This is a genomic window from Brevibacillus sp. Leaf182, from assembly GCF_001423865.2.
Taxonomy (GTDB): domain Bacteria; phylum Bacillota; class Bacilli; order Brevibacillales; family Brevibacillaceae; genus Brevibacillus; species Brevibacillus brevis_C.
The window spans coordinates 83,586-107,407 of sequence record NZ_LMPN02000019.1 but is presented as its reverse complement, the minus strand read 5'-3'; the positions used below and the strand labels follow the sequence as shown (position 1 = coordinate 107,407).

General features: G+C 48.8%; 19 protein-coding genes. 16 read left to right on the top strand and 3 right to left on the bottom strand.

Annotated elements, in window-relative coordinates:
- Window positions 1–55: 55 nt before the first annotated feature.
- The 3 genes from ASG16_RS09625 to pcrB all read left to right on the top strand — a co-directional run bounded on the left by ASG16_RS09625 (window position 56) and on the right by pcrB (window position 2,234).
- Window positions 56–1,111: a DUF3048 domain-containing protein gene (locus ASG16_RS09625; protein WP_056495087.1), complete on the top strand. Its 1,056-nt coding sequence runs from the start codon at window positions 56–58 to the stop codon at window positions 1,109–1,111.
- Window positions 1,112–1,230: 119 nt separating this feature from the next.
- On the top strand, window positions 1,231–1,521 hold the full coding sequence (locus ASG16_RS09620; protein ID WP_007717484.1) for a YerC/YecD family TrpR-related protein: 291 nt from the start codon (window positions 1,231–1,233) through the stop codon (window positions 1,519–1,521).
- A 17-nt stretch (window positions 1,522–1,538) separates the two neighbouring features.
- Window positions 1,539–2,234, top strand: coding sequence for a heptaprenylglyceryl phosphate synthase (gene pcrB, locus ASG16_RS09615; protein WP_056494842.1), 696 nt, complete (start codon window positions 1,539–1,541; stop codon window positions 2,232–2,234).
- 51 nt (window positions 2,235–2,285) lie between these two features.
- Here pcrB and ASG16_RS09610 read toward each other — a convergent pair whose 3' ends face one another.
- Both ASG16_RS09610 and ASG16_RS09605 read right to left on the bottom strand, forming a co-directional pair.
- Window positions 2,286–3,986, bottom strand: coding sequence for a DUF4179 domain-containing protein (locus tag ASG16_RS09610; protein WP_056494845.1), 1,701 nt, complete (start codon window positions 3,984–3,986; stop codon window positions 2,286–2,288).
- Window positions 3,983–4,540: an RNA polymerase sigma factor gene (locus tag ASG16_RS09605; protein ID WP_048031122.1), complete on the bottom strand. Its 558-nt coding sequence runs from the start codon at window positions 4,538–4,540 to the stop codon at window positions 3,983–3,985. Before ASG16_RS09605 ends, ASG16_RS09610 begins: the two co-directional genes overlap by 4 nt.
- 497 nt (window positions 4,541–5,037) lie before the next feature.
- On the opposite strand from ASG16_RS09605, the gene ASG16_RS09600 reads away from it, so the two are divergent.
- From ASG16_RS09600 to mglC, 9 genes are all read left to right on the top strand, one after another.
- Window positions 5,038–6,192 (top strand): HesA/MoeB/ThiF family protein, encoded by a 1,155-nt coding sequence (locus ASG16_RS09600; protein ID WP_056494848.1) that lies wholly within the window; start codon window positions 5,038–5,040, stop codon window positions 6,190–6,192.
- A 36-nt stretch (window positions 6,193–6,228) separates the two neighbouring features.
- Window positions 6,229–7,467: a hypothetical protein gene (locus ASG16_RS09595; protein ID WP_056494851.1), complete on the top strand. Its 1,239-nt coding sequence runs from the start codon at window positions 6,229–6,231 to the stop codon at window positions 7,465–7,467.
- A 75-nt stretch (window positions 7,468–7,542) separates the two neighbouring features.
- The gene (locus tag ASG16_RS09590; RefSeq protein WP_056494854.1) at window positions 7,543–8,028 is read left to right on the top strand and encodes a tetratricopeptide repeat protein; all 486 of its coding nucleotides are present in this window, start codon (window positions 7,543–7,545) and stop codon (window positions 8,026–8,028) included.
- A 69-nt stretch (window positions 8,029–8,097) separates the two neighbouring features.
- Window positions 8,098–9,702: a response regulator gene (locus ASG16_RS09585; protein ID WP_056494857.1), complete on the top strand. Its 1,605-nt coding sequence runs from the start codon at window positions 8,098–8,100 to the stop codon at window positions 9,700–9,702.
- A gap of 3 nt (window positions 9,703–9,705) precedes the next feature.
- Entirely contained in the window at window positions 9,706–11,469 is a 1,764-nt protein-coding gene (locus ASG16_RS09580; RefSeq protein WP_056494860.1) for a cache domain-containing sensor histidine kinase, read from the top strand.
- Window positions 11,470–11,480: 11 nt separating this feature from the next.
- Window positions 11,481–12,452, top strand: coding sequence for a substrate-binding domain-containing protein (locus tag ASG16_RS09575; protein WP_241970726.1), 972 nt, complete (start codon window positions 11,481–11,483; stop codon window positions 12,450–12,452).
- 125 nt (window positions 12,453–12,577) lie between these two features.
- Window positions 12,578–13,624, top strand: coding sequence for a galactose ABC transporter substrate-binding protein (locus tag ASG16_RS09570; protein ID WP_056494866.1), 1,047 nt, complete (start codon window positions 12,578–12,580; stop codon window positions 13,622–13,624).
- Between the two features lie 83 nt (window positions 13,625–13,707).
- Window positions 13,708–15,225: a sugar ABC transporter ATP-binding protein gene (locus tag ASG16_RS09565; protein ID WP_056494869.1), complete on the top strand. Its 1,518-nt coding sequence runs from the start codon at window positions 13,708–13,710 to the stop codon at window positions 15,223–15,225.
- A gap of 18 nt (window positions 15,226–15,243) precedes the next feature.
- Window positions 15,244–16,263 carry a galactose/methyl galactoside ABC transporter permease MglC gene (gene mglC / locus ASG16_RS09560; RefSeq protein ID WP_056494872.1) on the top strand — a complete coding sequence of 340 codons (1,020 nt, stop codon included), beginning with the start codon at window positions 15,244–15,246 and terminating at the stop codon, window positions 16,261–16,263.
- Window positions 16,264–16,317: 54 nt separating this feature from the next.
- On the opposite strand, the gene ASG16_RS09555 is transcribed toward mglC, so the two are convergent.
- Window positions 16,318–17,367 carry a DUF418 domain-containing protein gene (locus tag ASG16_RS09555; RefSeq protein WP_056494875.1) on the bottom strand — a complete coding sequence of 350 codons (1,050 nt, stop codon included), beginning with the start codon at window positions 17,365–17,367 and terminating at the stop codon, window positions 16,318–16,320.
- 196 nt (window positions 17,368–17,563) lie between these two features.
- Between ASG16_RS09555 and ASG16_RS09550 the strand changes: the two genes are divergently transcribed.
- The 4 genes from ASG16_RS09550 to ASG16_RS09535 all read left to right on the top strand — a co-directional run bounded on the left by ASG16_RS09550 (window position 17,564) and on the right by ASG16_RS09535 (window position 23,814).
- Window positions 17,564–18,364: a VanW family protein gene (locus ASG16_RS09550; protein ID WP_056494878.1), complete on the top strand. Its 801-nt coding sequence runs from the start codon at window positions 17,564–17,566 to the stop codon at window positions 18,362–18,364.
- Window positions 18,365–18,465: 101 nt separating this feature from the next.
- Entirely contained in the window at window positions 18,466–20,811 is a 2,346-nt protein-coding gene (gene pcrA / locus ASG16_RS09545) for a DNA helicase PcrA (RefSeq protein ID WP_056494881.1), read from the top strand.
- Window positions 20,812–20,851: 40 nt separating this feature from the next.
- The gene (ligA, locus tag ASG16_RS09540) at window positions 20,852–22,867 is read left to right on the top strand and encodes an NAD-dependent DNA ligase LigA (protein ID WP_056494884.1); all 2,016 of its coding nucleotides are present in this window, start codon (window positions 20,852–20,854) and stop codon (window positions 22,865–22,867) included.
- A gap of 20 nt (window positions 22,868–22,887) precedes the next feature.
- Window positions 22,888–23,814 carry a WD40/YVTN/BNR-like repeat-containing protein gene (locus tag ASG16_RS09535; RefSeq protein WP_048031136.1) on the top strand — a complete coding sequence of 309 codons (927 nt, stop codon included), beginning with the start codon at window positions 22,888–22,890 and terminating at the stop codon, window positions 23,812–23,814.
- Window positions 23,815–23,822 lie beyond the last annotated feature (8 nt).

Below are 23,822 nucleotides of genomic sequence, written 5' to 3'. Positions count from 1 at the left end.
CTGGAAAAAGAAACAGGGAAAAAAAGACGACGAGAGATGGAAAGGAGCGATTCATATGAAACGAACAGTCAAATCGTCTCTCATGGTACTAGCCTTCATGCTCGTAACAACCGCTTGCGGACAAAAGCCGGTGGACACCCAACCTAGTCCGCAGATACCTGATCCGATTGTGCAAACGCCACCGGAAACGAATCAGCCCATCGAATATGCGTATAAGGCACCGATGACAGGACTTGGCAGTCACGAAAATCTGGGGAGCAAACGCCCGATCATGGTGATGATCAACAATGCTCCGCCCGCCCGTCCACAAACAGGCATCAACAAAGCAGACATGATTTATGAGGTACTGTCCGAAGGGGAAATGACTCGCTTTCTTGCGATATTCCAAAGCCAAAAACCGGAAGTAATCGGACCTGTCCGCAGTATCCGGCCTTATTTTATCCAGATCGGAAACGGCTTTGATGCTGTCCTCGTTCACGCGGGAGGCAGCCCGGATGCGCTGGAAACCTTGGCGCGAAAAGACCTCAGTCATCTGGATGAAATCCCGAACGGTCAATACTTTTGGAGAGAAAAGTTCCGCAAAATGCCACATAACCTGTACACCAAGCCAGAACTCTTGGAAAAAGCGATGCAGGATAAAGGGATGCGTCAAACGGCAGAGGTGCCTCACTTCACGTTCCTGCCGGAGGATGCCGAGGTCAAGGAAGGCGAGCCTGCTACACAGGTAGATCTGACTTTCCACTCATTGAATAAAGCTGCTTTTACATATGATGCCGAGCAAAAGAAATACATGCGCTTTACGGCAGGCAAGCCGCATTTGGACTTGAGTGACAAGAAACAGTTGTCCACGACCAATCTGTTGGTCATCTCTGCCAAACACCGCGTGCTGGATAAAGAAGGGCGTCTATCGGTTGATGTAATCGGTCCGGGCGACGGTTATATATTCCAGCAAGGAAAAGCGCGCAAGATAAAATGGAAGCGAAGCAATGGAGTTATCCGTGCCTATGAGGACGCGGCTTTGACGCAAGAAGTACCGCTTTTGCCCGGAAATACATGGGTGTCCATATTGCCGAACTCACCGGGTCTGTCGAAGTCGCTCAAGTTCCAGTAAGGATTAGGGCTTGCGGATGAAGGCGGTTTCTTCTAAGATAATTGTTGAAGCTTTAGTGCTTAAAAATTGTACAGTGAGAAACCGCTCGAAAGACGGACTATATAACAGAGGTGACAGACATGCAATTGGAAAAATTAAAAGGAAAAGGGCTCGAGCAGTTGTTTGAAGCTGTTCTTTCCCTGGAAACGATGGAAGAGTGCTATCAATTTTTTGACGATTTATGCACGGTGAACGAAATGCAGTCGCTCGCACAGCGTCTGGAAGTGGCGAGAATGCTCCGCAAAGGTTTTACTTACAATCAGATTGAAGCAGAAACCGGCGCAAGTACGGCGACCATTTCTCGCGTCAAACGCTGTTTGAACTATGGAAATGACGGATATCAGATGGCGCTTGAGCGGATCGGAAAATAGCTAGGAGGCAGGCAACGTTGATTGACTATCGTGGCTGGCGCCATACATTTAAACTAGACCCGGATAAAACAATCGATGACGAGGCCTTGGAGGCGATTTGCGAGTCCGGAACAGATGCGATCATTGTAGGCGGCACGTACGGTGTGACCTATGACAATACACTCGAATTGATGTCGCGATTGCGTCGTTACGCAGTACCGGCTGTCCTGGAGATTTCCTCGCTGGATGCTGTTGTGCCGGGATTTGATTCGTACTTGATCCCGCTCGTACTGAACGCTGGCGATCCAGACTGGATTTTTGCTCCGCATGTATCGGGGCTTCAAGCGTTTGGCGCTTATATTCATTGGGATGAGATCATTACAGAAGGATATATCATCGCCAATCCAGAAGCGGGCGTAGCAAAGCTGACGAAAGCACGTCCGATTGCGGATGCCTCGCAGGCCAAAGCGTATGCGCAGGTAGCGACGAACATTTGTCGTTTGCCGATTGTCTACATGGAGTACAGCGGTACATACGGCGATCCGGCAATCGTAAAGGCTGCCAAAGCAGGCGCGGGAGAAGCCCACCTCTTTTATGGCGGTGGGATTCGTAACCCTGAGCAAGCGGCAGAAATGGCTGCGATCGCTGATACGGTTGTTGTAGGGAATGTTATTTATGATGATCTCACTGCTGCATTGGCTACTGTGAAGGCCGTTAAGGGAACAAGCAACTAAAAAACCACCTCCCCAACTTATGATTGGGTGAGGTGGTTTTTCATGTCTGCTTTAGTTTTTCAAGGGAAGGGTTACGCTCCAGTCGACATCTTTGTTTTCTATCAATTGCTCTTTAATTGTAAAAGTCAGTTCTTTCGGGATAGCTTTCAGATCTTTCACCAAATCGAGTGGACCGCTCAAGACAATATTGCCTTTTGCATCTCTTGTGAGTGAGCCTTCGAAATAGCCGATGTATTTATTGCCATTTTCATCAACTGCTGCAAATTTATTTACGTCCGCAACACCTGGTGCCAAGGTTGCATCTAGTTGCATCGTTGCACTCATTCTCTTCTCGTTCCTAATCGTTTCTTCTTTTACCGTAAAATTCGAGAAGGTGAACACGTTTCCATCATGTTCTGTTGTGACGGGCTTGTTTTTCATCTCATCAATGGACAGCTTTTGCTCAAAGTCTGCGGATGTGGTTTGATACGTTGCTCCCACTCTAAAGGTCAGGTCTTTATCCGTTGGCAAGGAGTGAAATGTGAGAAAGTTAATGATTTTGCCTGTAGGTGAGTCATCGACAATACGGACATCATAGTTTCTGGCTACATTCTTGTAATATGGCTGCGGGTACCTCTCCTTGTTCCCTCTGTCCATTTCGCTCCATTTCGCAAGCACCGCTCCCGTATCATCCACAATTTCATAGGTAAGATCCTGAGAGGTATACTCTGCCAAGGTGTTCTCGATGACAAATTCCATCTGGCCTGGTGTCACCATGACTTGTTTGAGATCAATCAATTCGCCATTTGGAGCGGTGTATTGTTTATGGATGGGAACAATTTTTGTGTCTTTTTTCGCTTTGGAAATGTCAACCGGAAAGGTAACCTTCCATTTTCCGTCAAGGCCTTCGACGTCCTTGATCACAAGATCGATGATCAATTCATCTGGAATCTCGCTGGTATCACTAAAAAACGTTTGGATGGGACGACTGAGCATAACTAGCTCGCTCTGTCCTTTTACTGATATCAAATCATTATGACCGTTTTGAAATTCCTCATCGTAGTTTGTATACGTCTTGCCATCCTTATCTGTTATTTTCAATTCATAGGATGTACCTTCGTCCTGCAAAACACGAGAGAACAGATCCTCAATTGGTTTTCCATTCTGATCCTTGATGGTAAATAAAATTCTGACATCCCTTGAGTCCGCCATGACTTCTTTTACTTCAAGGGTCATTCCATTATCGACAGCTTTCAGATCCACTTTTTTGTTATAGCCTTCTTGAAGGCCACGTTGGATGAGGAGGTTTGTGGATGCTAGTGTTTCAAAAAGGCTGCTCTCTTGTGTCTGCTTCATCTGAGGTTTGATGGTAGAGGCATACAAACCATGTACATACGTTGCAAAAGAAGGGGAGGTAAGTGTTCCAAAATAGACGACTGCTGCTATTCCTGCTACGGCGATCGTTGCTTTTTTCACGATATCCAGACTCCTTTTTTTCCAATTGATTTTTTTTTGTAATTTTTGTCTTTCTGATCGTTTCAGAACGTGTATAGGGTAAGGGGGAAGATTCGCCATGATGTCATGAATGACTGCTTCGGACGGTTCGGCTGTCGCCAGTGATTCTTCCGGGTCCTCCAGCTCATCCAGCTCCTGCTTCAACTTACGCTGGCAATGACGGCAGTCTTCCAAATGGGCGGCCATGACCTCGGCTTCCTCTGGCTCAAGAAGGTCGTATAGATACAAAGCAATTTGCCCTTTATCTAAGCATTTCATAGATGAAAGTCCCCCCTTTGCCCTGCATGCCCGATTGCTTCCCTGAGCTTGTCTTTTCCACGAGACAGGCGCGTCCGCACAGTACTCGACGGAATCGACAGTCGATGGCTGATTTCCTCACAACTCAATGATTCGAAGTAGCGCATTTCGAGGACGATCCGATACTTTTCTTCGACGGACATCATCCTTTGACGCAACAGGCGCTGACCCTCCTTATTCAGAAAGGCAACCTCCGGTGTATGACTATCCACTGGTTCTATCTCTTCGCTGGCGGTGAGCTGCTGCTTTCGCTTGCGCTTACGCAGCTCGTCCAGACAGTGGTTGGCTGCTATCCGGTACAACCATGCAGAAAAATCGTAGTTTGTTTTATATTCTGGTAAATGGTAGTACGTCTTGATGAAAATTTCCTGCACGATATCTTGTGCATCTGGTGTGTGTCCCAGCATTTTACGAAGAATGGAACTTACTTTTCCGTGGTATCTGGAAATGATCTCGGAGTAGGAGTCTTTGTTTCCTTGCAAGACTCGCCCGATGATCACTCGATCTTCCTCCATTTGTGCTCCCCCTAGGCAAAAAAGGCTCGCTGCGCAGCTTTTCCTTTTTTGATCAAACAAAAGTGATCTTGGTGAAATTTTCCTAATACATACTAGTACTACGAATCCCAAAAGGAAAGCGTCCCAAAATCAGGGCGATTTTCCAAAAAGGATATAAATCTTTTCCAAAAAGAAGGAATTTTAAGAATTTTAATAGAAAATGGAAGGAAAATCCTATTGCATACGAAATAAATAGTCAAATATTACCGAAATATATAATATTTTGCTAATATTTGTAGATTTCTGTAAATTCATGAAATATAATGAACTTGTCTTCATTTTCGATCATAGAGAGGAGGAACTATCCATGAAAATCCAAGCGAAAAAAGTTGAAAGCGTTCGCACTACTGCAGTAGCAGCTTAATTCTCTTAAGAAGAGGGGGAGTAGCACACGAGCTATTCCCTTTTTTCATCTAAAATGAGCCGGGTTAGCGAACCCCACTATTGGGAGGAGTTTTATGGAACGTCGTCCTTTATTTAAACCAGTGCATCCCGTCTATGAAGTGACAGAGCAGATGATCCGCTTGGGAGAGGCACCTGGCTATACCTTCGAATTGGAAGACGAGAATGGGTCCATCCGCAAGATGATCAAACTGATGGATGGCACTCGTACTGTCGGTGACATACATACATTATTGGTTGTCGATTATCCTGAAATTACGTATGAAGAAATATCGGAAGCAGTGGAATCACTGAGTGGCTTGGGCTTCCTGATGGATCAGGCGAAGGAAGAGGCTTCCGTCCTGACTTCGGAACAAAAGGAAAGATATAAAGCGAATATCCGTTACTTCTCCTTGTTTACCGATCTCAATCAAAGTCCAAGCGAGCTACAGGAACAGGTCAGTAGAAAAAAAGTGACGATCTTAGGGATGGGTGCCTTTGGCTCTACGCTACTGGTCAATCTGGTAGGAGCCGGAATCCAGCATATCAAGCTCGTGGATTTTGATAGAGTAGAGCTCAGTAATTTGAACAGGCAAATGGTCTTTAACGAGCATGATATTGGTCGCTTGAAGGTGGAAGCGGCACGTGATTTCATCGGAAGGCTTCATTCTGAGGTATTGATTGAAACGGAGACGATGCAAATCAAGTCCAGCAAAGACGTGGAGCGGGTTATTGCCGGAAGTGACCTCGTGATGCTCGCAGCCGATCAGCCCTTTTTCTTTTTGCAGAGATGGGTGAATCATGCCTGCACCAAGCTGCAAATCCCGTTCATTGCTGGTGGATTCAACCTCATTGAAGGACAGTTCTTCATGGTAGAACCGGGCAAGACAGGCTGTATCGAGTGCATGCATTTGCATCGTTCTAGACAGATTGAGGACTATTCGCAGTTGATCCAAAGGCTGCTCGATACCAACTTTATTCTGCCTACCGCCACCATTGCACCTAACACCATGATGATTACGGGAATGATGGCTTCCGATGCAATCAGGTATTTGACAGGAATTGCTCCGGTACAATCGGCGGGCAAATTTATCATTTTCGATTTCAACACGTTGGAAAAGAGCGTGTTTTTTGAGTGGGAGCGAAATGAAGCCGAATGCCCGACTTGTGGAAGTGGCAGCGGAACGGAACCGATTTTTCATATCAAGAGAAATGAAGTGCTCACAACGTAAGGAGTCGTTCCTGTAAGAGAGGAAGGTGTCTGTCAATTGAATATCTCGGGAAATAGCATTCTCAAGATGCACCCGCTTGCGCGTCGGGCGGAAAACGAGGAAGGGATCCTCATTGGACGAACGGATATCAGCAATTTCATTGTGCTTCCGGCCATTGGTGTCGAAATCATCGATATGCTGGATGAAGGGAAGAGCATCCATGAAGTCGCGACGATCATGGAAGAACAGTTGGGCGAACCGGTAGATGTGCTTGACTTTGCGCAGGATTTAATTGCTTCCTATCAATTTGTCTACATGGTAGATGGAGAAGTTGTCAACGAGTCAGTGCCAGTAGTGGATCATTTCTCTTGGATCAAGCAGAGTACAGGGCAGTTTTTCTTTAATCGCGTTGCCTTTGGAGTATACGGTATCTTTTTTATCACGGGTCTTTTCATTTGTTTGTTTACGGGCAAGTATATCCCGGTCTATTCCGATATTTTTGTTTCTTCTTCCGTGACGGTTTCGGTAGTGGTTTCTTTTTTGGCCACGTGGGTTTTTCTGTTTTTCCATGAGATGGCCCACTTGATGGCGGCCCGCTCATTGGGGATCGGTAGTCGTATCGGTCTGGGGCATCGACTTGTTTTTGCCGTAGCAGAGACGAATATGTCCAATATTGTTCTCGTCGAGCCACAGCGCAGATACAGGGCGTTTTTGGCGGGAATGTCCTGGGATGCGATGTTTATGGGAATCGGTGTGATTCTGTTGTTTGCCAACGATCAAGGCTGGCTGACGCTTGTGCCCTTCATGGCGGCATTCATTCGTATGCTGAATGTGATCCTGCTCATGGCTTTGGCCTTTCAGTTCATGGTTTTCATGCAGACCGACTTGTATTACGTGTTGGCCACAAAGTTCCAATGCTCCAATCTGATGGTGAATACACGCCTGTTTCTAAAAGCGAAATTCCGTTCCTTGACGCAGGATGAGCAGGAGGAATGGGAGTACGTAGCCGACCATGAGAAAAGAGTCATCCGCTGGTATAGCTGGGTCTACTTGATTGGATCGGTGTGGGGAATCTGGTTCTTTGTCCAGTATCAGCTACGCATGGCGGTTGATTTCATTTGGATTATCGCCGACGATATGAAAAACGCTCCGCTTCACTCGTGGGAGTTTTGGGACGGCATCATGTTGATCCTGTTGGTTCTGGTTCCGTTTCTCATATTAGGCTGGTCGTGGATGAGAGCATATCGACAACGGAGAAGCGAAAGAGAGCGAACAAAATCCTTGCAGGGCACATAAGTTGCGTCTTCACCTTGCCAAGCTGTCCTGTTACGCTAGGGGGAAGAGAGATACCGAGGCAAAGGAAGTGCTCACATGAACCCGATGATCCAAAATATTATTCATCTGCGAAAAGAGGGGCATCTGGACGAAGCGATCCAGCTTGCCCTTCAGCTCGTTAGCCACTCCCCGACTGATCCTGTCGCCCACTATCAATGTGCTTGGTGCCACGACGCAGCCGGAATGGAGAAGGAAGCTGTTCCCTTTTACGAAAAAGCGATTGAGCTCGGACTATCTGTCGAAGACGACCTGCAAGGGGCTTTACTCGGTCTGGGCAGTACGTATCGCACACTGGGACAATACGAGCAGGCAGCAGATACACTAGCGAAGGGGATGCAGCAGTTCCCCGATGATCGTTCCTTTCCGATTTTTCTTTCCATGGCGTATTACAATCTCGGGAAGCACCACGAAGCCATGAATCTCCTCCTGAAAAACCTCGCAGAAACCTCAAGCGATCCGACGATTTTGGCCTATCAAAAAGCGATTCTGTTCTATGCAGATGATCTGAATAAGACGTGGTAGCGCCATACCTTTCCATTTGCAGGAAAACAGTTGCCTCCCGTTGTACAAGTACAACAGCGGGAGGTGCCTATGTATAAGCTGATATTGGTAGATGACGAAGAAGATGTAAGAGAAGGGGTTAGCCAAGAAATTGACTGGCATAGCCACGGATACGAGGTGGTTGCCAAAGCAGAAAACGGCAGAGAGGCATTGGAGCTGGTTGAGAGACTGCGGCCGGACGTCGTCGTAACCGACATCAAGATGCCCTTTATGAACGGACTGCAGTTGGCGGAGTCCATCGGGCGCGATTACCCTGCCATTCGTATCATTATCCTGACTGGGTTTGATGAGTTCGAGTACGCGCAAAAGGCCGTGAAGCTGCAAATTGATGAATATGTACTCAAGCCGTTTTCCGCGAGCGAGCTGATGGAAGCACTGGATAAGGTCAAGCGACGGATGGACGAAGAGGCGGCCCATCGGGAAAACGTTCAGTTGCTGCGCGATAGCTATCGAAAAAGCTTGCCGGTGTTGCGGGAAGTTTTTTTATCATCTTTGCTGAGTCGTCAGCTCGTACAGAACGATGTTTTTTCAAAAGCTTGCGAATACGGGATAGAGCTCAGGAGTCCCGAATATCTCGTAGCGGTCATCTGTGTAGACCAGCCCAAGCAGGAGGAGCAGCAGCTTTTTCTTTTCGCAGTGAAAAATATCGCAGAAGAGCAACTGAACGCAGGCAAACAGGCGGGTATCGTTTTTCTCCGTGAAGATCAGGTTGTACTGCTTATGAGAACAAAAGTAGACGACACGCAGCGAATCGAAGTGCGAACACAAAATATCGCAGAAGAAATCAGGCGAACGATTGAAAAATATATGAGCATCACGGTAACGATCGGAATTGGCAACGTCGTGACAGATATAGCGGCACTCCCTTACTCGTATGAGGACGCCATGCAGGCACTCGATTACAAAAGCATCCTCGGCTGCAACAGGATGATTGTGATCCATGATGTGGAAAAACAAGCGAGTGAGCAAATACGCCTCGATGAGAGAAGGGAGCATGAATTGGTTCGGTGCATCAAAATGGGGACGAGTGCGGAGCTTCGGAACGTGATTGATGAATTGTTTGCTCAGGTGGCGGGTGTACCCGTATCCCTCGAGGACTACCGAATTTATTTGTTGGAGATTATGACGACCATTTTGAAGACTGCCCATCGTGCCGATCTTGACATGGATCAACTGTTTGGCGGGCAACGTTATCTGTTGCAGGTCATGACGACTTTTACCGGTATGGAGGATGCCCGAGAACAGATCACAGATATTTGTGAGCGCCTCATGGCGAGTATCGCAAGCGGACGGCAAACGACGTACAGGCGATTGATCACGCAGGCATTGGACTACACCCACGCGCATTATCATTCTCCCGACATATCCATCCACAAGGTATGCGAACATCTGCACATCAGCCTCGGTTATTTTAGCGGCATTTTCAAGAAAGAGACGAAAACCACCTTTGTGTCCTATCTCCTGTCATTGCGCATGGAAAAGGCCAAGGAGCTTTTGCGGACGACCGATTTGAAGTCCTTTGAAATCGCGGAGAAAGTCGGATATACCGATCCCAATTACTTTAGCTTCAGCTTTCGCAAGTATACAGGGATGTCCGCTAAAGAGTACCGAAGTCAGAGCGAGCAGGAAGGTTAATCCATGAAAAGATTGCTCGCGGTGATCAAGGTAAAAGGCATTCAATTTATCATTACCACTTCCTTTACACTCGTGACGGTACTCGTCATGCTGTTTGTCGGGGTGATGCTGTACGGAAAATTTGCGCAGACGGCAGAACAAAACGCCTATCTGCACACGCAGCAAATTCTGGAGCAGGTAAAATACAATCTGGACAGCTATTTGAACGGGATGACGCAAATTTTTGAACTCGTCGATGACAAGATCAGAAGAAGCAAGGGGCTCACGGCAGACAAGCTGAGCGAACAGCTCGAGACCATCGTAGAAACGAGAAAGGACATCGTCTCCATCGCGGTTTTTACACGAGACGGAACGCTATTGGCCACAACTCCTTCCAAAATACTGAGGAGAAACACTCGTTTGACCGAACAGAGCTGGTTCCAGAAGGCGATCGAGGACCCGACGAACCTGAACTTTTCGCTCCCGCATATCCAGAACTTGTTTAAAGGGGAGTACACCTGGGTCGTTTCGATGAGTCGGGAAATTCTTCTCCACGGACCTGACGGAGAATTTCCTGCTGTACTTTTAGTCGATGTGAATTTTAAAGAGATCGACGACCTATGCCAGAGGGTGGGCTTGGGGAAAAAGGGGTACGTCTACATCATCGATTTGGTCGGGAACATCGTCTACCATCCGCAGCAGCAGTTGATTTACGCCGGATTGAAAAATGAAAACCGTTCCTTACCGCTGAAGCATTCCTATGGCAGCTATGTAGAAGAGACGCAGGATGAAACGCGTTTGATCACCATCAAGACGATTGATCAGCTAGGCTGGAAAATCATTGGGGTGTCCTACATGGACGAGATCGTGACGACGAAAACAGAAATCAGTCGCTTCATTTTTTGGCTGCTCATCTTTGTGATTGTTATGGTGTTGTTCGTACTGCACTATCTTTCAGCGAAAATATCACGACCGATCAAGCTGCTGGAGCGGTCCATGGAAAGGGTGGAGCAGGGAGACTTTTCGGAGAATGAACCGATCCGGGGAAGCCATGAGGTCGAACAGCTTTCCTTGCGTTTTCATCTGATGGTCGCGAAGGTCAGGGAATTGATGCACCAGATCATTCGGGAACAGGAAGCCAAACGAAAAAGCGAGCTGGAGGTGCTACAGGCACAGATCAATCCGCATTTTCTGTACAACACGTTGAACTCTGTGGTCAGAATGGTCGGCAACGGAAAAAACGAGGATGTCATCACCACGATTACCTCGTTGTCAAAGCTGTTTCGGATTAGCCTGAGCAGAGGGAAGAACATTATCACGGTGCGCGAAGAGCTCGAGCATGTGCGTCATTATCTTATTATTCAAAAAATGAGGTACAAGCAAAAATTTGAGTACGAGATCGTGGTCGAGGATGAGGATGAGGTGCTCAACTGTCTGACGCTGAAGCTACTGCTTCAGCCGATTGTGGAAAACGCCATCTACCACGGGATTGAGCATTTGGCTGATCCGGGCCGGATTCGCATATTTGCAGCACTCATCGACGATAAGGTGTTACTTCAGGTTAGTGACAACGGCTTGGGCATGTCCCCTGATGTTCTCGCACAAGTAAAAGCTGGCTTTTACAAAAGCGAAGAAGGCTCGGGCGTCGGGATTCAAAACGTGCAGGAGCGCATCCGCTTGACCTTCGGCGAACAGTACGGTTTGGAAATCGCGAGCGAACAGGAAGAGGGGACCGTTGTGCGTGTATGGATTCCGCGCCAGCTTGCAGAGGAGCGAGATCGTTTATGAGGACAGCAGCGGTGAAACGTTTGAGCGTATACGGATTGGTCGTTTTGACAGCGGTGACGCTTTTTTACTCGTGCAGTGCTCCGCTTACGGATGGGGAAGTAGACAAGAAAAAGACAGTGGCGCTGATCGTCCGTATGAAGCATGGCGATTATTGGCGAACGGTCAAGCTCGGGGCGGAGATGGCTGCCAAGGAATATGAGCGTAACCTGAATTTTTACGCGCCGGACTATGAGGAAGATGCCAGTAGGCAAATGGAGCTGGTGCAGCAGGCAATCGCAGATGGCTCCGAGACAATCGTGGTGGCACCTAGTGACGATCGAGTTTTGCGAGAAGCCATCAAGCTGACCAGAGAGCGGGCCATCCCGATCCTTGTACTTGATACAGTCGGAAAAGATTCAGCCGTCAAAAGCTACATTGGGACAGATAACTACGATATGGGCATGAAGGCATTCGAAAAAATGGTGTACCTGATTGAAAAAAAGGGACAAATCGCATTGCTCGGCACAGATCGGGTAAAGACAAATGCCAAACGAAGAGAACAGGGCGTCCTCGATTTACTCCCACGGGAAACGCAGATTGAACTGATTGCCAACGAAAATGTTCCCTTGGATAAAAAGCAGATCGGTGTGTGGACGCGCGAATTGATCCGCAAGCATCCGCAAGTGAAGGGAGTGATTGCACTCAATGCCAGTACAGCGATCGGTGTGGCCGAGGAAATGGAAAACAGTGGGCTGCGGGACAAAGTAAAGATTGTAGCAATCGACAGTCCGCCGGAAGTGCTGGAGTATTTGCAGGAAGGAATCATTTCCGCAACGATCATCCAGAAGCCGCTATCGATGGGATATCTCGGCGTCAAGTACGCAGTCGAAGCGAGCAACGGAGAAGCAGTGCCCAGTCTGGTCGACACGGGAACAAAAGTAATCGATCGGGAGAATATGTTCTGGTCGGAGAATCAAAAGCTCCTTTTCCCCTTCGTAAAATAAGCCACCGAAAAACAGATGAGAATTTTGATAAAAATGCGCAGGATTTTCGATGGAAGACATTCAGGAAAACGCTTACATTTGGTGTATATCAGATGTAAACATAGGGGATAAAGGGGGATTATCGAATGAGAAAGCTGATTGCCACTACACTGGTGGCCGCTGTTACACTCTCGGTGGTTGGATGCTCACAATCAGGCGGTTCGCAGCCGGCAGCGTCAGGGGGAGGAGCTGCTCCTGCGGGGAATCCCAAAATCGGAGTCGCCATCTACAAGTTCGATGATACATTCATGACGGGAGTGCGCAATGCGATTTCGAAGGCCGCGGAGGGCAAAGCAGAAGTGGACATTGTAGACAGCCAAAATGCCCAGCCTACGCAAAATGACAAAGTGGATTTGTTCATTAACAAAAAGGTAAATGCCCTCGCCATCAATCCGGTGGATCGCACAGCGGCTGGCGTCCTTATCGACAAGGCAAAGCAAGCCAATATTCCTGTCGTCTTCTTCAACCGTGAGCCGATGCCAGAGGATATGCAGAAGTGGGATAAGGTCTACTACGTGGGAGCAAAAGCAGAGGAATCCGGCACGATTTCTGGGCAGTTGATCGTCGATTACTGGAAGGCAAATCCGGAAGCAGATAAAAACAAGGATGGTGTCCTCCAATACGTCATGTTAAAAGGCGAGCCAGGGCATCAGGATGCTGAGCTGCGGACGAAGTTTTCGGTGAAGGCGATTGAAGATGCAGGGATTAAAGTAGAGAAGGTCGCGGAAGATACGGCCATGTGGGATCGCGTAAAAGGGCAGGAAAAGATGGCCGCCTTCCTCGCAGCTTCCGGTGACAAGATCGAGGCCGTTCTTGCCAACAACGACGATATGGCACTGGGGGCAATCGAAGCGCTGAAGGCATCCGGCTACTTTGCCAATGGCAAGTACATGCCCGTTGTTGGCGTGGATGCCACAGCGCCTGCACTGAAGGAGCTGGAGGCGGGAACCTTGCTCGGAACGGTTCTCAACGATGCGAATAACCAGGGAAAAGCAACGCTTAGCATCGCGGCGTCTTTGGCGAAGGGTGAAACGCCAACGAAAGATTCCACAGGCTTTGACATTACGGACGGCAAGTACGTGTGGGTGCCCTACAAAAAAATCACCAAGGAAAACATGAACGACGCGAAATAAAAAGCAGGGGAGTCGGTGAAGAGACGAATCCGACTCTCCTGTTTCAGTGATGGGGATGATTTTGCAAAAAGGAGGGCATTCGCATGGCCCAGCATGCGTTTTTGTTGGAAATGAACCACATTCATAAAGAATTTCCGGGGGTCAAGGCACTCGATGATGTCACGCTACAAGTCCGTCCTGGAACAGTCCATGCACTGATGGGAGAGAATGGAGCAGGTAAATCGACCCTGATGAAGTGTCTCTTCGGAATTTATCGGCCAGATGCGGGGGAAATCGTATTAAACAATGAGCGGGTGACGATGAGCAGCTCAAAGGACGCGCTGGCACATGGCATCTCCATGATTCATCAAGAGCTGCATCCGGTACCCTTTCGCAATGTCATGGAAAACATATGGCTAGGACGTTTTCCTGTCAAAAGAATCGGGCCTTTTCCGTTTGTGGATGAGAAAAAAATGCTTGTGGATACAAAGAAGCTGTTTGCTGATCTGGGGATGGACCTGAATCCGCACGCTGTTGTCCGTGACTTGTCTGTATCCAAGGTACAGTCGCTTGAAATTGCCAAAGCTGTCTCCTACCAATCCAAAGTGATCATTATGGACGAACCGACGTCTTCACTGACGGGTAACGAGGTGGAGCAGCTATTTGCGATCATCCGCGAACTGAAGAGCAGAGGTGTCGCCATCATCTATATTTCACACAAGATGGAAGAAATTTTGCAGATTGCGGATGACGTAACCATCATGCGCGATGGCAAGCTCATTGGAACATGGCGTGCAGCCGAGTTGACGACAGATCTGATCATTTCCAAAATGGTTGGACGGGACCTGACACAGCGTTTCCCGAGTCGATCCAATATGCCAGGAGAACCGATCTTGAAGGTAGAGGGGCTGAGCTCTCCATTTTCCCAGTCCTTTCAGCACGTGTCGTTTGAATTGCGCAAAGGTGAAATCTTAGGAGTAGGTGGCCTCGTAGGCGCACAACGAACAGAGCTGATTGAGGCGCTGTTTGGACTACGCGCGGTGTCAGCAGGAAAAGTGTCGATCAACGGTCAGGAGGTACGGATCAAATCACCGAAGGATGCGAAGAAATACAAAATGGCGCTCTTGACGGAGGAGCGGCGAGTCACCGGCATCATTCCTGTCTTATCGATTCTGGAAAATACGGTCATTGCGAATTTGGCCAGTTACCAAACACCTTTTCTACTTCTCAATGAACGTAAGCGAAGAGCGGATGTCAACCGCAGTATTGAGATGCTCCGCGTCAAGACTCCCTCTATGAAAGCACTGATCAAAAACCTGTCAGGAGGCAATCAGCAAAAGGTTCTGCTGGCGCGGTGGCTCTTGACTGATCCGGATATTTTATTGCTGGACGAACCTACGCGTGGAGTCGATGTCGGCGCCAAATACGAAATCTATACCATCATCGCGGAGCTGGCGAGTCAGGGAAAAGGCATCATCATGATTTCCTCGGAAATGCCGGAGTTGCTGGGAATGTCAGATCGAATCATGGTCATGTGCGAGGGTAGGCTCTCCGGTTTTTTGTCAGGTACAGCGGCAACCGAAGAAGAGATCATGCGGCTGGCTACCAAGCATCTTGCATGAGAAAGGAGGGGAACAGGCATGTCTTCGTTGTCTGCTAAACAGGTGCAAGGCTTTGTTACGCAAAATGCCATCTATATCGTTCTGGTTTTGTTGATTGCGGGAATCGCGATTTACGATCCCAATTTTCTATCGATTACAACGCTTCGGGATATTTTGTTGCAATCCTCAACTCGCGCCATTATTGCCTTGGGTGCTGCGTTTGTTCTTATTACAGGCGGAACGGATCTTTCAGCCGGGCGAGTGGTCGGATTGACGGCTGTCATCTCCGCCTCGATGCTGCAAAGCCAAGACTATCCGCGGAGGTTTTTCCCGGATTTACCCGATTTGCCGTTGCTTATCCCTATTCTCATCGCGATTGCTGCGGGCTTGCTGGTTGGCCTGATCAACGGCATTATTGTGTCTCGTTTTAGTGTGCCCCCTTTTATCGCCACGTTGGGCATGATGGTCATTGTGTACGGGTTCAACTCCATCTATTTTGATATGGAGCCCAATCAATCTCAGCCAATTGCTGGACTGCGCAGTGATTTCAATCAGCTTGGAACCGGGTACATCGGCCCGAGTGGCCCGTATTCGATTCCGTATATCGTCATCATTGCGATCATGGTTGCGTTCATCGTCTGGGTGATCTTCAACAAAACACGGCTTGGTAAAAACATGTACGCCATCGGAGGCAACATGCAGGCCGCCACTGTTTCCGGGATCAACGTCGCTTTCAACCTCATGATTATTTATGCCATTGCTGGTGCCCTGTATGGACTCGGAGGTGTTCTGGAGGCAGCCCGGACAGGTGGCGCGACGAACAACTACGGAAACATGTACGAGCTGGACGCCATTGCAGCCTGTGTGGTAGGTGGAGTATCGACCTCCGGCGGAATTGGTACCGTTCCAGGTGTGTTGGCGGGTGTCCTTATTTTTGGTGTCATCAACTACGGACTTACGTTTATCGGAGTCAACCCGTATTGGCAGCTCATCATCAAAGGACTCATCATTGTAGCAGCCGTTGCTTTTGACATTCGCAAATACTTGGCGAAAAAATAATAGAGACCCCAGTCGGCTGTCAACCAAGGCAGCTTTTCTGGGGTCTTTGATTGTTTATTTTCGCAGTGGTGTGACTTTCATATACGTAAATAATCGCCATACCCACTCAAGGGGCCCCATGCGGAAGACAGACAGCCAAAGTATACTAACTACCATTTGCAATACGTAGATACCGAGGCAGATCAGTGTCGTTTGCAGGTAGCCGAGATTGCCAAACCAATCGAACAAATAGCTTCCTACAAGGATCAATACGGTTTGTCCGACGTAGTTTGTCAAAGCCATGCGACCATAGCTGGTCAGCGGAGAGAGGACGGTCTGGACGGTTTTATTTTGCAGCAGCCGAATCAAGGTCGTCGTGTAAAAGGCAGCCATGACAAGACCTGTGGAGGTCAAGGCAATCGTGTAATTCATTAACTGCTGAAGGGTTTCTTCTGACACGGTATCGTCTACAATCAGATTCGCCCCACCCATTCCCGGATCTTCCGGAGTCAGTCGGTATTGGATAAACAAGCCGATTAACGAAAGGACGAAGGTCACGCCCTGTACTTTTTTAATCACTGGCAAAAATCTCGGAATGTCCTGAAAGACCCCGTACTGCCCGACAGCCAGTCCCAAAATAAACAACGGGAGCACCAAAAGCGCCTTGAAGCCGGTAGCACAGACAGCCATCGACAGAATAAGGCCGATGATCAGATTGGTTCGCGCCTTCAATCGATAAAAAGGCAGCAAGATGAAGCCGAAGATGGCGTAGATGAAAAGTGCTTCGCCAGGGTGGAACATTTTATGCACATAGCCAAGGGCGAGTAGCGCAATCAGACGCCGAATGAACAAAACGGTGCTGTTGGCGCCTTTTGCTTTTGCTCGACTGATGAATATATAGAAGCCCACGCCAAACAAGAAGGAAAAGATCACGAAGAAGCGAGATTCCACAAAGAAATTGAAAAACTGGAACAGCCAGTGGTCCACACTTCCTATCTCAGGTGTTTGTGCATACAGCAATGCCACGATGTTGACGAGGAGAATGCCCATTAAGGCGAAGCCTCGTACGGTATCTAATGTATCAATTCGTTGATTCATGGTCGGTGCGTTTTCTTTCAATCCCATCACTTCCTTCTCTCGTTGTTCGTCGTCCGATTCGCGCACTTTTCCTATCCTAGCTCATCCGGGGATGGAGGAGAAAGGGCATTTGCTTACGTCTTACTTACAAAAGTGTAAGAAGTGGGGGGATCTCCCGTATTCGACCGCAACTTCATCCCAAATTCATGCGTCTATTGTAATAATCAGGAAGTCGGGGTGCACAATGAAACCGATCGTACGGAGAAAGTGGCGTCTGGCAGCAGGCATGGCCTATTTTCGTTGGAAAAGGTATGTACAATGGACATTTGGTCACACGAGGTTCGCTCAGGAGAAAAGAAGCGATTTGTTGCGTTATGTCCATTATTCTCACCAAACGATTTTGTTACGCCCATTACAGAACGTGGAAATGTGGATGCAGCACAACAAAGTGATCAATTTGCGTCTGGCCATTGCACGACTAAACGGATTGCTCATCCATCCTGGAAAAACCTTTTCGTACTGGAAGCAGATTGGCAAGCCGACCCGTAGCAAAGGCTATGTAGAGGGTATGCTGCTCTCGCAGGGACGCGTCACGGCCGGAGTTGGCGGAGGGCTTTGTCAGCTCTCGAATCTGCTGTACTGGATGACCCTGCATACACCATTGACAATCACGGAACGACATCGTCATAGCTACGATGTTTTTCCTGATTCGAATCGGACACAGCCGTTCGGAAGTGGAGCGACTTGTTTCTATAATTATCTGGATTTGCAAATCGCCAACCGGACGACCCAACCCTTTCAACTGCATGTCTACCTGACCGATACGCATTTGGTAGGGGAATGGCGGTCAGACATGCCACCGACACGGACGTATGTCATTATCGAGAAAGAACATGAGATACATCCATCGATTTGGGGAGGGTATGAACGGAAGAATGAATTGTATCGTGACGTTTATACGCTGGAAGGAGAATGGGTGGAGCAAGAATGGCTGACGCAGAATCGGGCTTATTTGATGTACGAGCCATTGTTACCGAAAGGATGATGTTTCCTGTTCGGGATACGAACTGGAACTCCACTGCGATCTGTGCGAAAATAGGAACATATGCTTTCGTCTAGGGAACGTGGAAAGGTGGATTTATACATATGTCTTTTGCAGATCGTATCACAGCAGGACTGAACCCGGAGCAGCGGGAAGCAGTCCTTACAACAGAAGGCCCCGTCTTGATTTTGGCCGGTGCGGGTAGCGGCAAGACCAAAGTACTGACTCAGCGCATCGCATACCTGATCAGTGCAAAACAGGTAGCGCCTTGGAGCATTTTGGCGATCACCTTCACCAACAAGGCAGCGCGGGAGATGCAAAACCGTGTGGCTGCCATTATTGGCGGAGCGGCAGCGCAGGATGCATGGCTGTCGACGTTTCACTCCTTGTGTGTGCGGATTTTGCGCAGGGATATCGACCGACTCGGTATCAATCGCAGCTTTTCCATTTTGGATGCGGGTGACCAGTTGTCTGTCGTCAAGCAATGTTTAAAAGAGTTGAACATCGATCCGAAGCAGTATGAGCCGCGTTCGATTTTGGCTGCGATCAGCGGAGCGAAAAACGAGCTGACCGATCCAGAAACCTATACGCGTCTGGCGGGCGATCCCTTTGCACAAGTGGCAGCAAAGGTTTACACGGCTTATCAGAAAAAGCTGAGAAACAACCAGTCGCTGGACTTCGACGATCTGATCATGACGACGGTTCGTCTGTTTAAAGAAGTGCCGGAAGTATTGGAGTTTTATCAAAAGAAATTCCGCTATATACACGTTGACGAGTATCAGGATACGAACCGGGCGCAATACCTTTTGATTTCCATGCTGGCAGACAAGTATCGAAATGTATGCTGCGTGGGGGATGCTGACCAAAGTATTTATAAATGGCGCGGTGCCGACATCTCGATCATTTTAAACTTTGAAAAAGACTATCCTGAAGCCAAGCTCATTAAGCTCGAGCAAAACTATCGCTCTACCAAGACGATTTTGCAGGCGGCGAACCAGGTCATTGCCAACAACAAGTTGCGCAAGGAAAAGAAGCTCTGGACGGAGAATCCGGGCGGCGACAGGATCATGTGCTTCCAGGGTGATTCCGAGCACGATGAGGCGTATTTTATCGTCGATACGATCCGCAAGCAGATGGCACAGTACAAGCGCTATGACAAATTCGCAATCCTGTATCGGACGAATGCACAGTCTCGTGTGGTCGAGGAAGTTTTCATCAAATCGAATATGCCGTACACCATCGTCGGCGGAACCAAGTTCTACGATCGCAAAGAGATCAAGGACATCTTGGCTTATTTGCGTCTCATCTCCAACCCGGATGACGATATCAGCTTGCAGCGCATCATCAACGTACCGAAGCGTAATATCGGGGATACGACAGTAGACAAGCTACAAGCGTATGCGAACGCAAATGGTCAGTCCCTTTTCCAAGCGATTCAGGAGACGGCTTATATGGGGCTGCCTTCACGTACGACGAATGCGATCCTGTCCTTTAATGATCTCATCTCGAACTTGATGCAAATGACTGATTACTTGAGTGTGACAGAGCTGGTGGAAGAAGTGCTGAAGCGCTCTGGATACCGAGATTCTTTAAAAGAAGAAAAAACGCTGGAAGCACAGGCTCGTCTGGAGAATATCGAGGAGTTCCTGTCTGTAACCCAGGAGTTCGAGCGCAAAAATGAAGACAAGAGCTTGCTGGCCTTCCTGACCGACCTCGCGCTGGTGGCAGACATCGATTCCTTGGGAGACGACGGTGCCCAGGAGGAAGTATCGGCAGAGGGACAGGTTGTATTAATGACCTTGCACAGCGCCAAAGGGCTGGAGTTCCCTGTCGTGTTCCTGGTTGGTTGTGAGGAAGGTGTCTTCCCGCATAGCCGCTCTTTGTTTGACGATGCCGAGATGGAGGAAGAGCGTCGACTGGCTTACGTGGGAATTACACGGGCGGAGGAGCGTCTGTACATGACATGTGCCCGTATGCGGACGTTGTTTGGACGGACCAATGTGAATGCGCCGTCTCGCTTCCTGCAAGAAATTCCGGCTGAGTTGTTGGAAGGAAATCCAGCGGCAGCGGACCGAAGCTTTGGCGGTGGACGCAGCAGTGCGTTTGGACAGCGGGATGGCAGTGCATTCGGACGTGACACAGGAGCGAGACCGTTTGGAGCGTCCTCCTCACAAGCAGGCTCTGCTCCGAAATTTGGCATGGGTCAGCGAACCGCGGGCAGCACACCTGCTACGTTTACTCGTCCGGCGGGTGAAAAACTGCCTGGACATGGTCAAGGAGCAGGTGTTGATTGGAAGGTTGGCGACAGAGTGGCGCATGGAAAATGGGGGAACGGTACGGTCGTCAAAGTAAAAGGAACGGGTGACGACATGGAGCTCGACATTGCTTTCCCAAGTCCGACTGGCATTAAAAAGCTATTAGCGAAGTTCGCTCCTATTCAAAAAGGATAATGTGCAATACAGCCAATCGCAAAAGTAAAGGATGAACGAAATGGATCGATTGACGGCGGAAACAAAAATTAAAGAATTAGCGAAACGAATTGAGCGGCATAATCGTCTTTACCATGAAGAGGATCGACCTGAGATTTCTGACCAGGAATACGATCAATTGATGCGGGAGCTAAAGGAGCTAGAAACAAGCTTCCCTGATTTGCAGTCTCCTGATTCTCCTTCCTTGCGTGTAGGGGGAGAACCGTTGCCCTTCTTTGAAAAGGTTGTTCATAAGACACCGATGCTCAGTCTCGGCAACGCCTTTAATGAGGAGGACATCAGGGATTTTGACCGCCGGGTGCGTCAGGCCGTTGGCAGTCAGGCTGTCCGCTATGTAGCTGAACTGAAAATTGATGGTCTGGCCGTGTCACTTCATTATGAAAATGGGCTGTTCGTTCGCGGGGCTACCCGTGGAGATGGAACAACAGGCGAAGACATCACACAAAACCTGAAAACGATTCGTTCCATTCCTTTGCGGCTGACGAAGCCGTTAACCTTGGAGGTTCGCGGTGAGGCTTACATGTCCAAGGGAGCATTTGAAAAGCTGAACAAAGAGCGCGAGGAGCGAGGAGAAGCGTTATTTGCCAATCCGCGCAATTCCGCGGCAGGCTCGCTCCGACAGCTCGATCCGAAAATTGCCGCATCCCGTCAACTGGATACGTTTATTTATGGCATTGGTGATTTGCAAGGGGAGACAGTAGAATCTCACAGTGAAGGGCTTGATTTGCTGGAGACGCTCGGCTTCATGGTGAATCAGGAGCGACGTGTATTCAACGACGTTGATGAATTGCTCGCTTTTATTGCGGGCTGGACAGAGAAGCGCCCTCATTTGCCTTATGAAATCGACGGCATGGTAATCAAGGTCGACAGTTACGCTCAGCAGGAGGAGCTAGGATTTACTGCGAAAAGTCCGCGTTGGGCTATCGCATACAAGTTCCCTGCCGAAGAAGCAGTTACGATTCTCGAAGGTATTGAAGTATCTGTGGGGCGCACAGGCAATGTCACCCCGACTGCTTTATTGAAGCCAGTCAGTTTGGCAGGTACGACCGTGAAGCGAGCTTCCTTGCACAATGAAGACATTATTCGGGAAAAAGGTCTTCTTATCGGCGATCATGTTGTCGTCAAAAAAGCCGGGGACATTATCCCGGAGATTATCGCGGTCTTGCCTGAGCGTCGTACTGGAGATGAAGTACCGTTTGCCATGCCAACGCATTGCCCCGAATGTGGGAGTGAGCTGGTACGCTTGGAGGAAGAAGTGGCACTGCGCTGCATCAATCCAATGTGTCCGGCACTAATCCGTGAAGGCATGATTCATTTCGTGTCCCGCACGGCCATGAACATTGACGGCTTGGGAGAAAAAGTCGTAGCCCAGCTGTATCGTGACGATATTATCCACAGTGTCGCTGACCTGTATTATTTGCACCAGCAGCGCGATGTTCTACTGGGCATGGAGCGCATGGGTGAAAAGTCCGTAGATAATTTGCTTGCGGCTATCGAAGCGAGCAAGGAGAACTCGCTGGAGCGCGTATTGTTCGGTCTTGGTATTCGCTTGGTCGGAGCCAAAGCGGCACGCGTTCTCGCGGAGCATTTTGGCACTATCGATGCCATTATGCAGGCATCCGAAGAAGAAATTACGCAAATCGATGAGATCGGGCCGAAAATGGCTGCGAGTCTCGTGAACTACTTCGCACAGCCGCAGGCTCAGGCAGTTATTGAGAGACTGCGAGCGGCCGGAGTGAACATGGAGTACAAAGGAATCCGCATTGAAAGTGGCGCAGACCTTCCATTCTCAGGAAAAACAATCGTTTTGACCGGCACCTTGACGCAAATGTCGCGACAGGAAGCAGAGGAAGCGATTGCGCGCTTGGGTGGCAAGGTAACAGGCAGCGTCAGCAAGAAGACAGACCTGGTGATTGCAGGCGAAAAAGCCGGCTCCAAGCTGGAGAAGGCAGAAAAACTAGGCGTGGCTGTTATGGACGAAGCAGGCTTCCTGCAAGTATTGGAGAGCAACGCCTAAGAAAACGGTGGCGACAACGGATGAGTAAGGGAAGGGACGTGAAGAGCATGAATAGCTTCCTGAAATGGGGAATCGGTGTAATAGCCATGCTGCAATTGGTTGGCTGTGGAAATAACAGCAGTACTGGCAGTGAACAATCCAATACGAATCCTCAAACAGTTACAGCTGCTGCTCTACAAGGGAACTTGACCTATCAGGACGTATTGGAGCAGGGAGCAACCATCCACAATCTGATGATGACCGATGATGATAAGCAAATATGGGTTGGTACCAATTCAGGGCTGTATAGCTCGGTTGGGGGTGGATCGTGGGGATCTCTCTCGACAGATTTACAGCAGTATACGATCGAAGGTTGGTTTGTGGACCCGGATGATCCGAAGCAAATATTTGTCGGTGGGATTGATGGGGTTCTTCATTCGACAGATGGCGGTAAAAAGTGGGCTACTGTCAACAACGGGTTGCCAGAGCCTGCGAATATCAGCAGCTTTGTGGGGAGTCGCCAAGGAGACGAAGTACGTCTGTTTGCCTTTGTCTCGGGTGAAGGCATTTATCAATCGACGGACGAGGCCCAATCTTGGAGCCTGTGGCAGCCGATGGATCAGGAAGTATTTGCCATGGACTTTGATCCCGAACAAGACCGACTCTATGTAGCGGCCCAATTCAGCTTGCTCTATAATGAAGAGGGGCAGTGGAAGACAGAGGAGATTCCCGGAGCAGAGCAGATCTATTCGCTCGCCATTAACAGACGAACTGGCACTCTCGCTGTCGCAACCGAAAAAGGTATCTATGAGAAAATCAAGGGCGAATGGCGTTTGCTTGATGCTCGTTCACCGGAAAAGCTGATTGTCCTTGCTTCAGGTGGCGAGGATACAAAATGGGTGGGAATTGGCGAATCGGCATTGATCTACAAACTCGAAGACAATCGATGGATCAAGTGGAACGAATGATTTGTACA

Bases quoted from the DNA above. Each gene is read 5' to 3' on its own strand.
- ASG16_RS09625 (WP_056495087.1), top strand. From the start codon at position 56: ATGAAACGAACAGTCAAATCGTCTCTCATGGTACTAGCCTTCATGCTC.
- ASG16_RS09620 (WP_007717484.1), top strand. From the start codon at position 1,231: ATGCAATTGGAAAAATTAAAAGGAAAAGGGCTCGAGCAGTTGTTTGAA.
- ASG16_RS09610 (WP_056494845.1), bottom strand. From the start codon at position 3,986: ATGAAATGCTTAGATAAAGGGCAAATTGCTTTGTATCTATACGACCTT.
- ASG16_RS09605 (WP_048031122.1), bottom strand. From the start codon at position 4,540: ATGGAGGAAGATCGAGTGATCATCGGGCGAGTCTTGCAAGGAAACAAA.
- ASG16_RS09600 (WP_056494848.1), top strand. From the start codon at position 5,038: ATGGAACGTCGTCCTTTATTTAAACCAGTGCATCCCGTCTATGAAGTG.
- ASG16_RS09590 (WP_056494854.1), top strand. From the start codon at position 7,543: ATGAACCCGATGATCCAAAATATTATTCATCTGCGAAAAGAGGGGCAT.
- ASG16_RS09585 (WP_056494857.1), top strand. From the start codon at position 8,098: ATGTATAAGCTGATATTGGTAGATGACGAAGAAGATGTAAGAGAAGGG.
- ASG16_RS09580 (WP_056494860.1), top strand. From the start codon at position 9,706: ATGAAAAGATTGCTCGCGGTGATCAAGGTAAAAGGCATTCAATTTATC.
- ASG16_RS09570 (WP_056494866.1), top strand. From the start codon at position 12,578: ATGAGAAAGCTGATTGCCACTACACTGGTGGCCGCTGTTACACTCTCG.
- ASG16_RS09565 (WP_056494869.1), top strand. From the start codon at position 13,708: ATGGCCCAGCATGCGTTTTTGTTGGAAATGAACCACATTCATAAAGAA.
- mglC (WP_056494872.1), top strand. From the start codon at position 15,244: ATGTCTTCGTTGTCTGCTAAACAGGTGCAAGGCTTTGTTACGCAAAAT.
- ASG16_RS09555 (WP_056494875.1), bottom strand. From the start codon at position 17,367: ATGGGATTGAAAGAAAACGCACCGACCATGAATCAACGAATTGATACA.
- ASG16_RS09550 (WP_056494878.1), top strand. From the start codon at position 17,564: ATGAAACCGATCGTACGGAGAAAGTGGCGTCTGGCAGCAGGCATGGCC.
- pcrA (WP_056494881.1), top strand. From the start codon at position 18,466: ATGTCTTTTGCAGATCGTATCACAGCAGGACTGAACCCGGAGCAGCGG.
- ligA (WP_056494884.1), top strand. From the start codon at position 20,852: ATGGATCGATTGACGGCGGAAACAAAAATTAAAGAATTAGCGAAACGA.
- ASG16_RS09535 (WP_048031136.1), top strand. From the start codon at position 22,888: ATGAGTAAGGGAAGGGACGTGAAGAGCATGAATAGCTTCCTGAAATGG.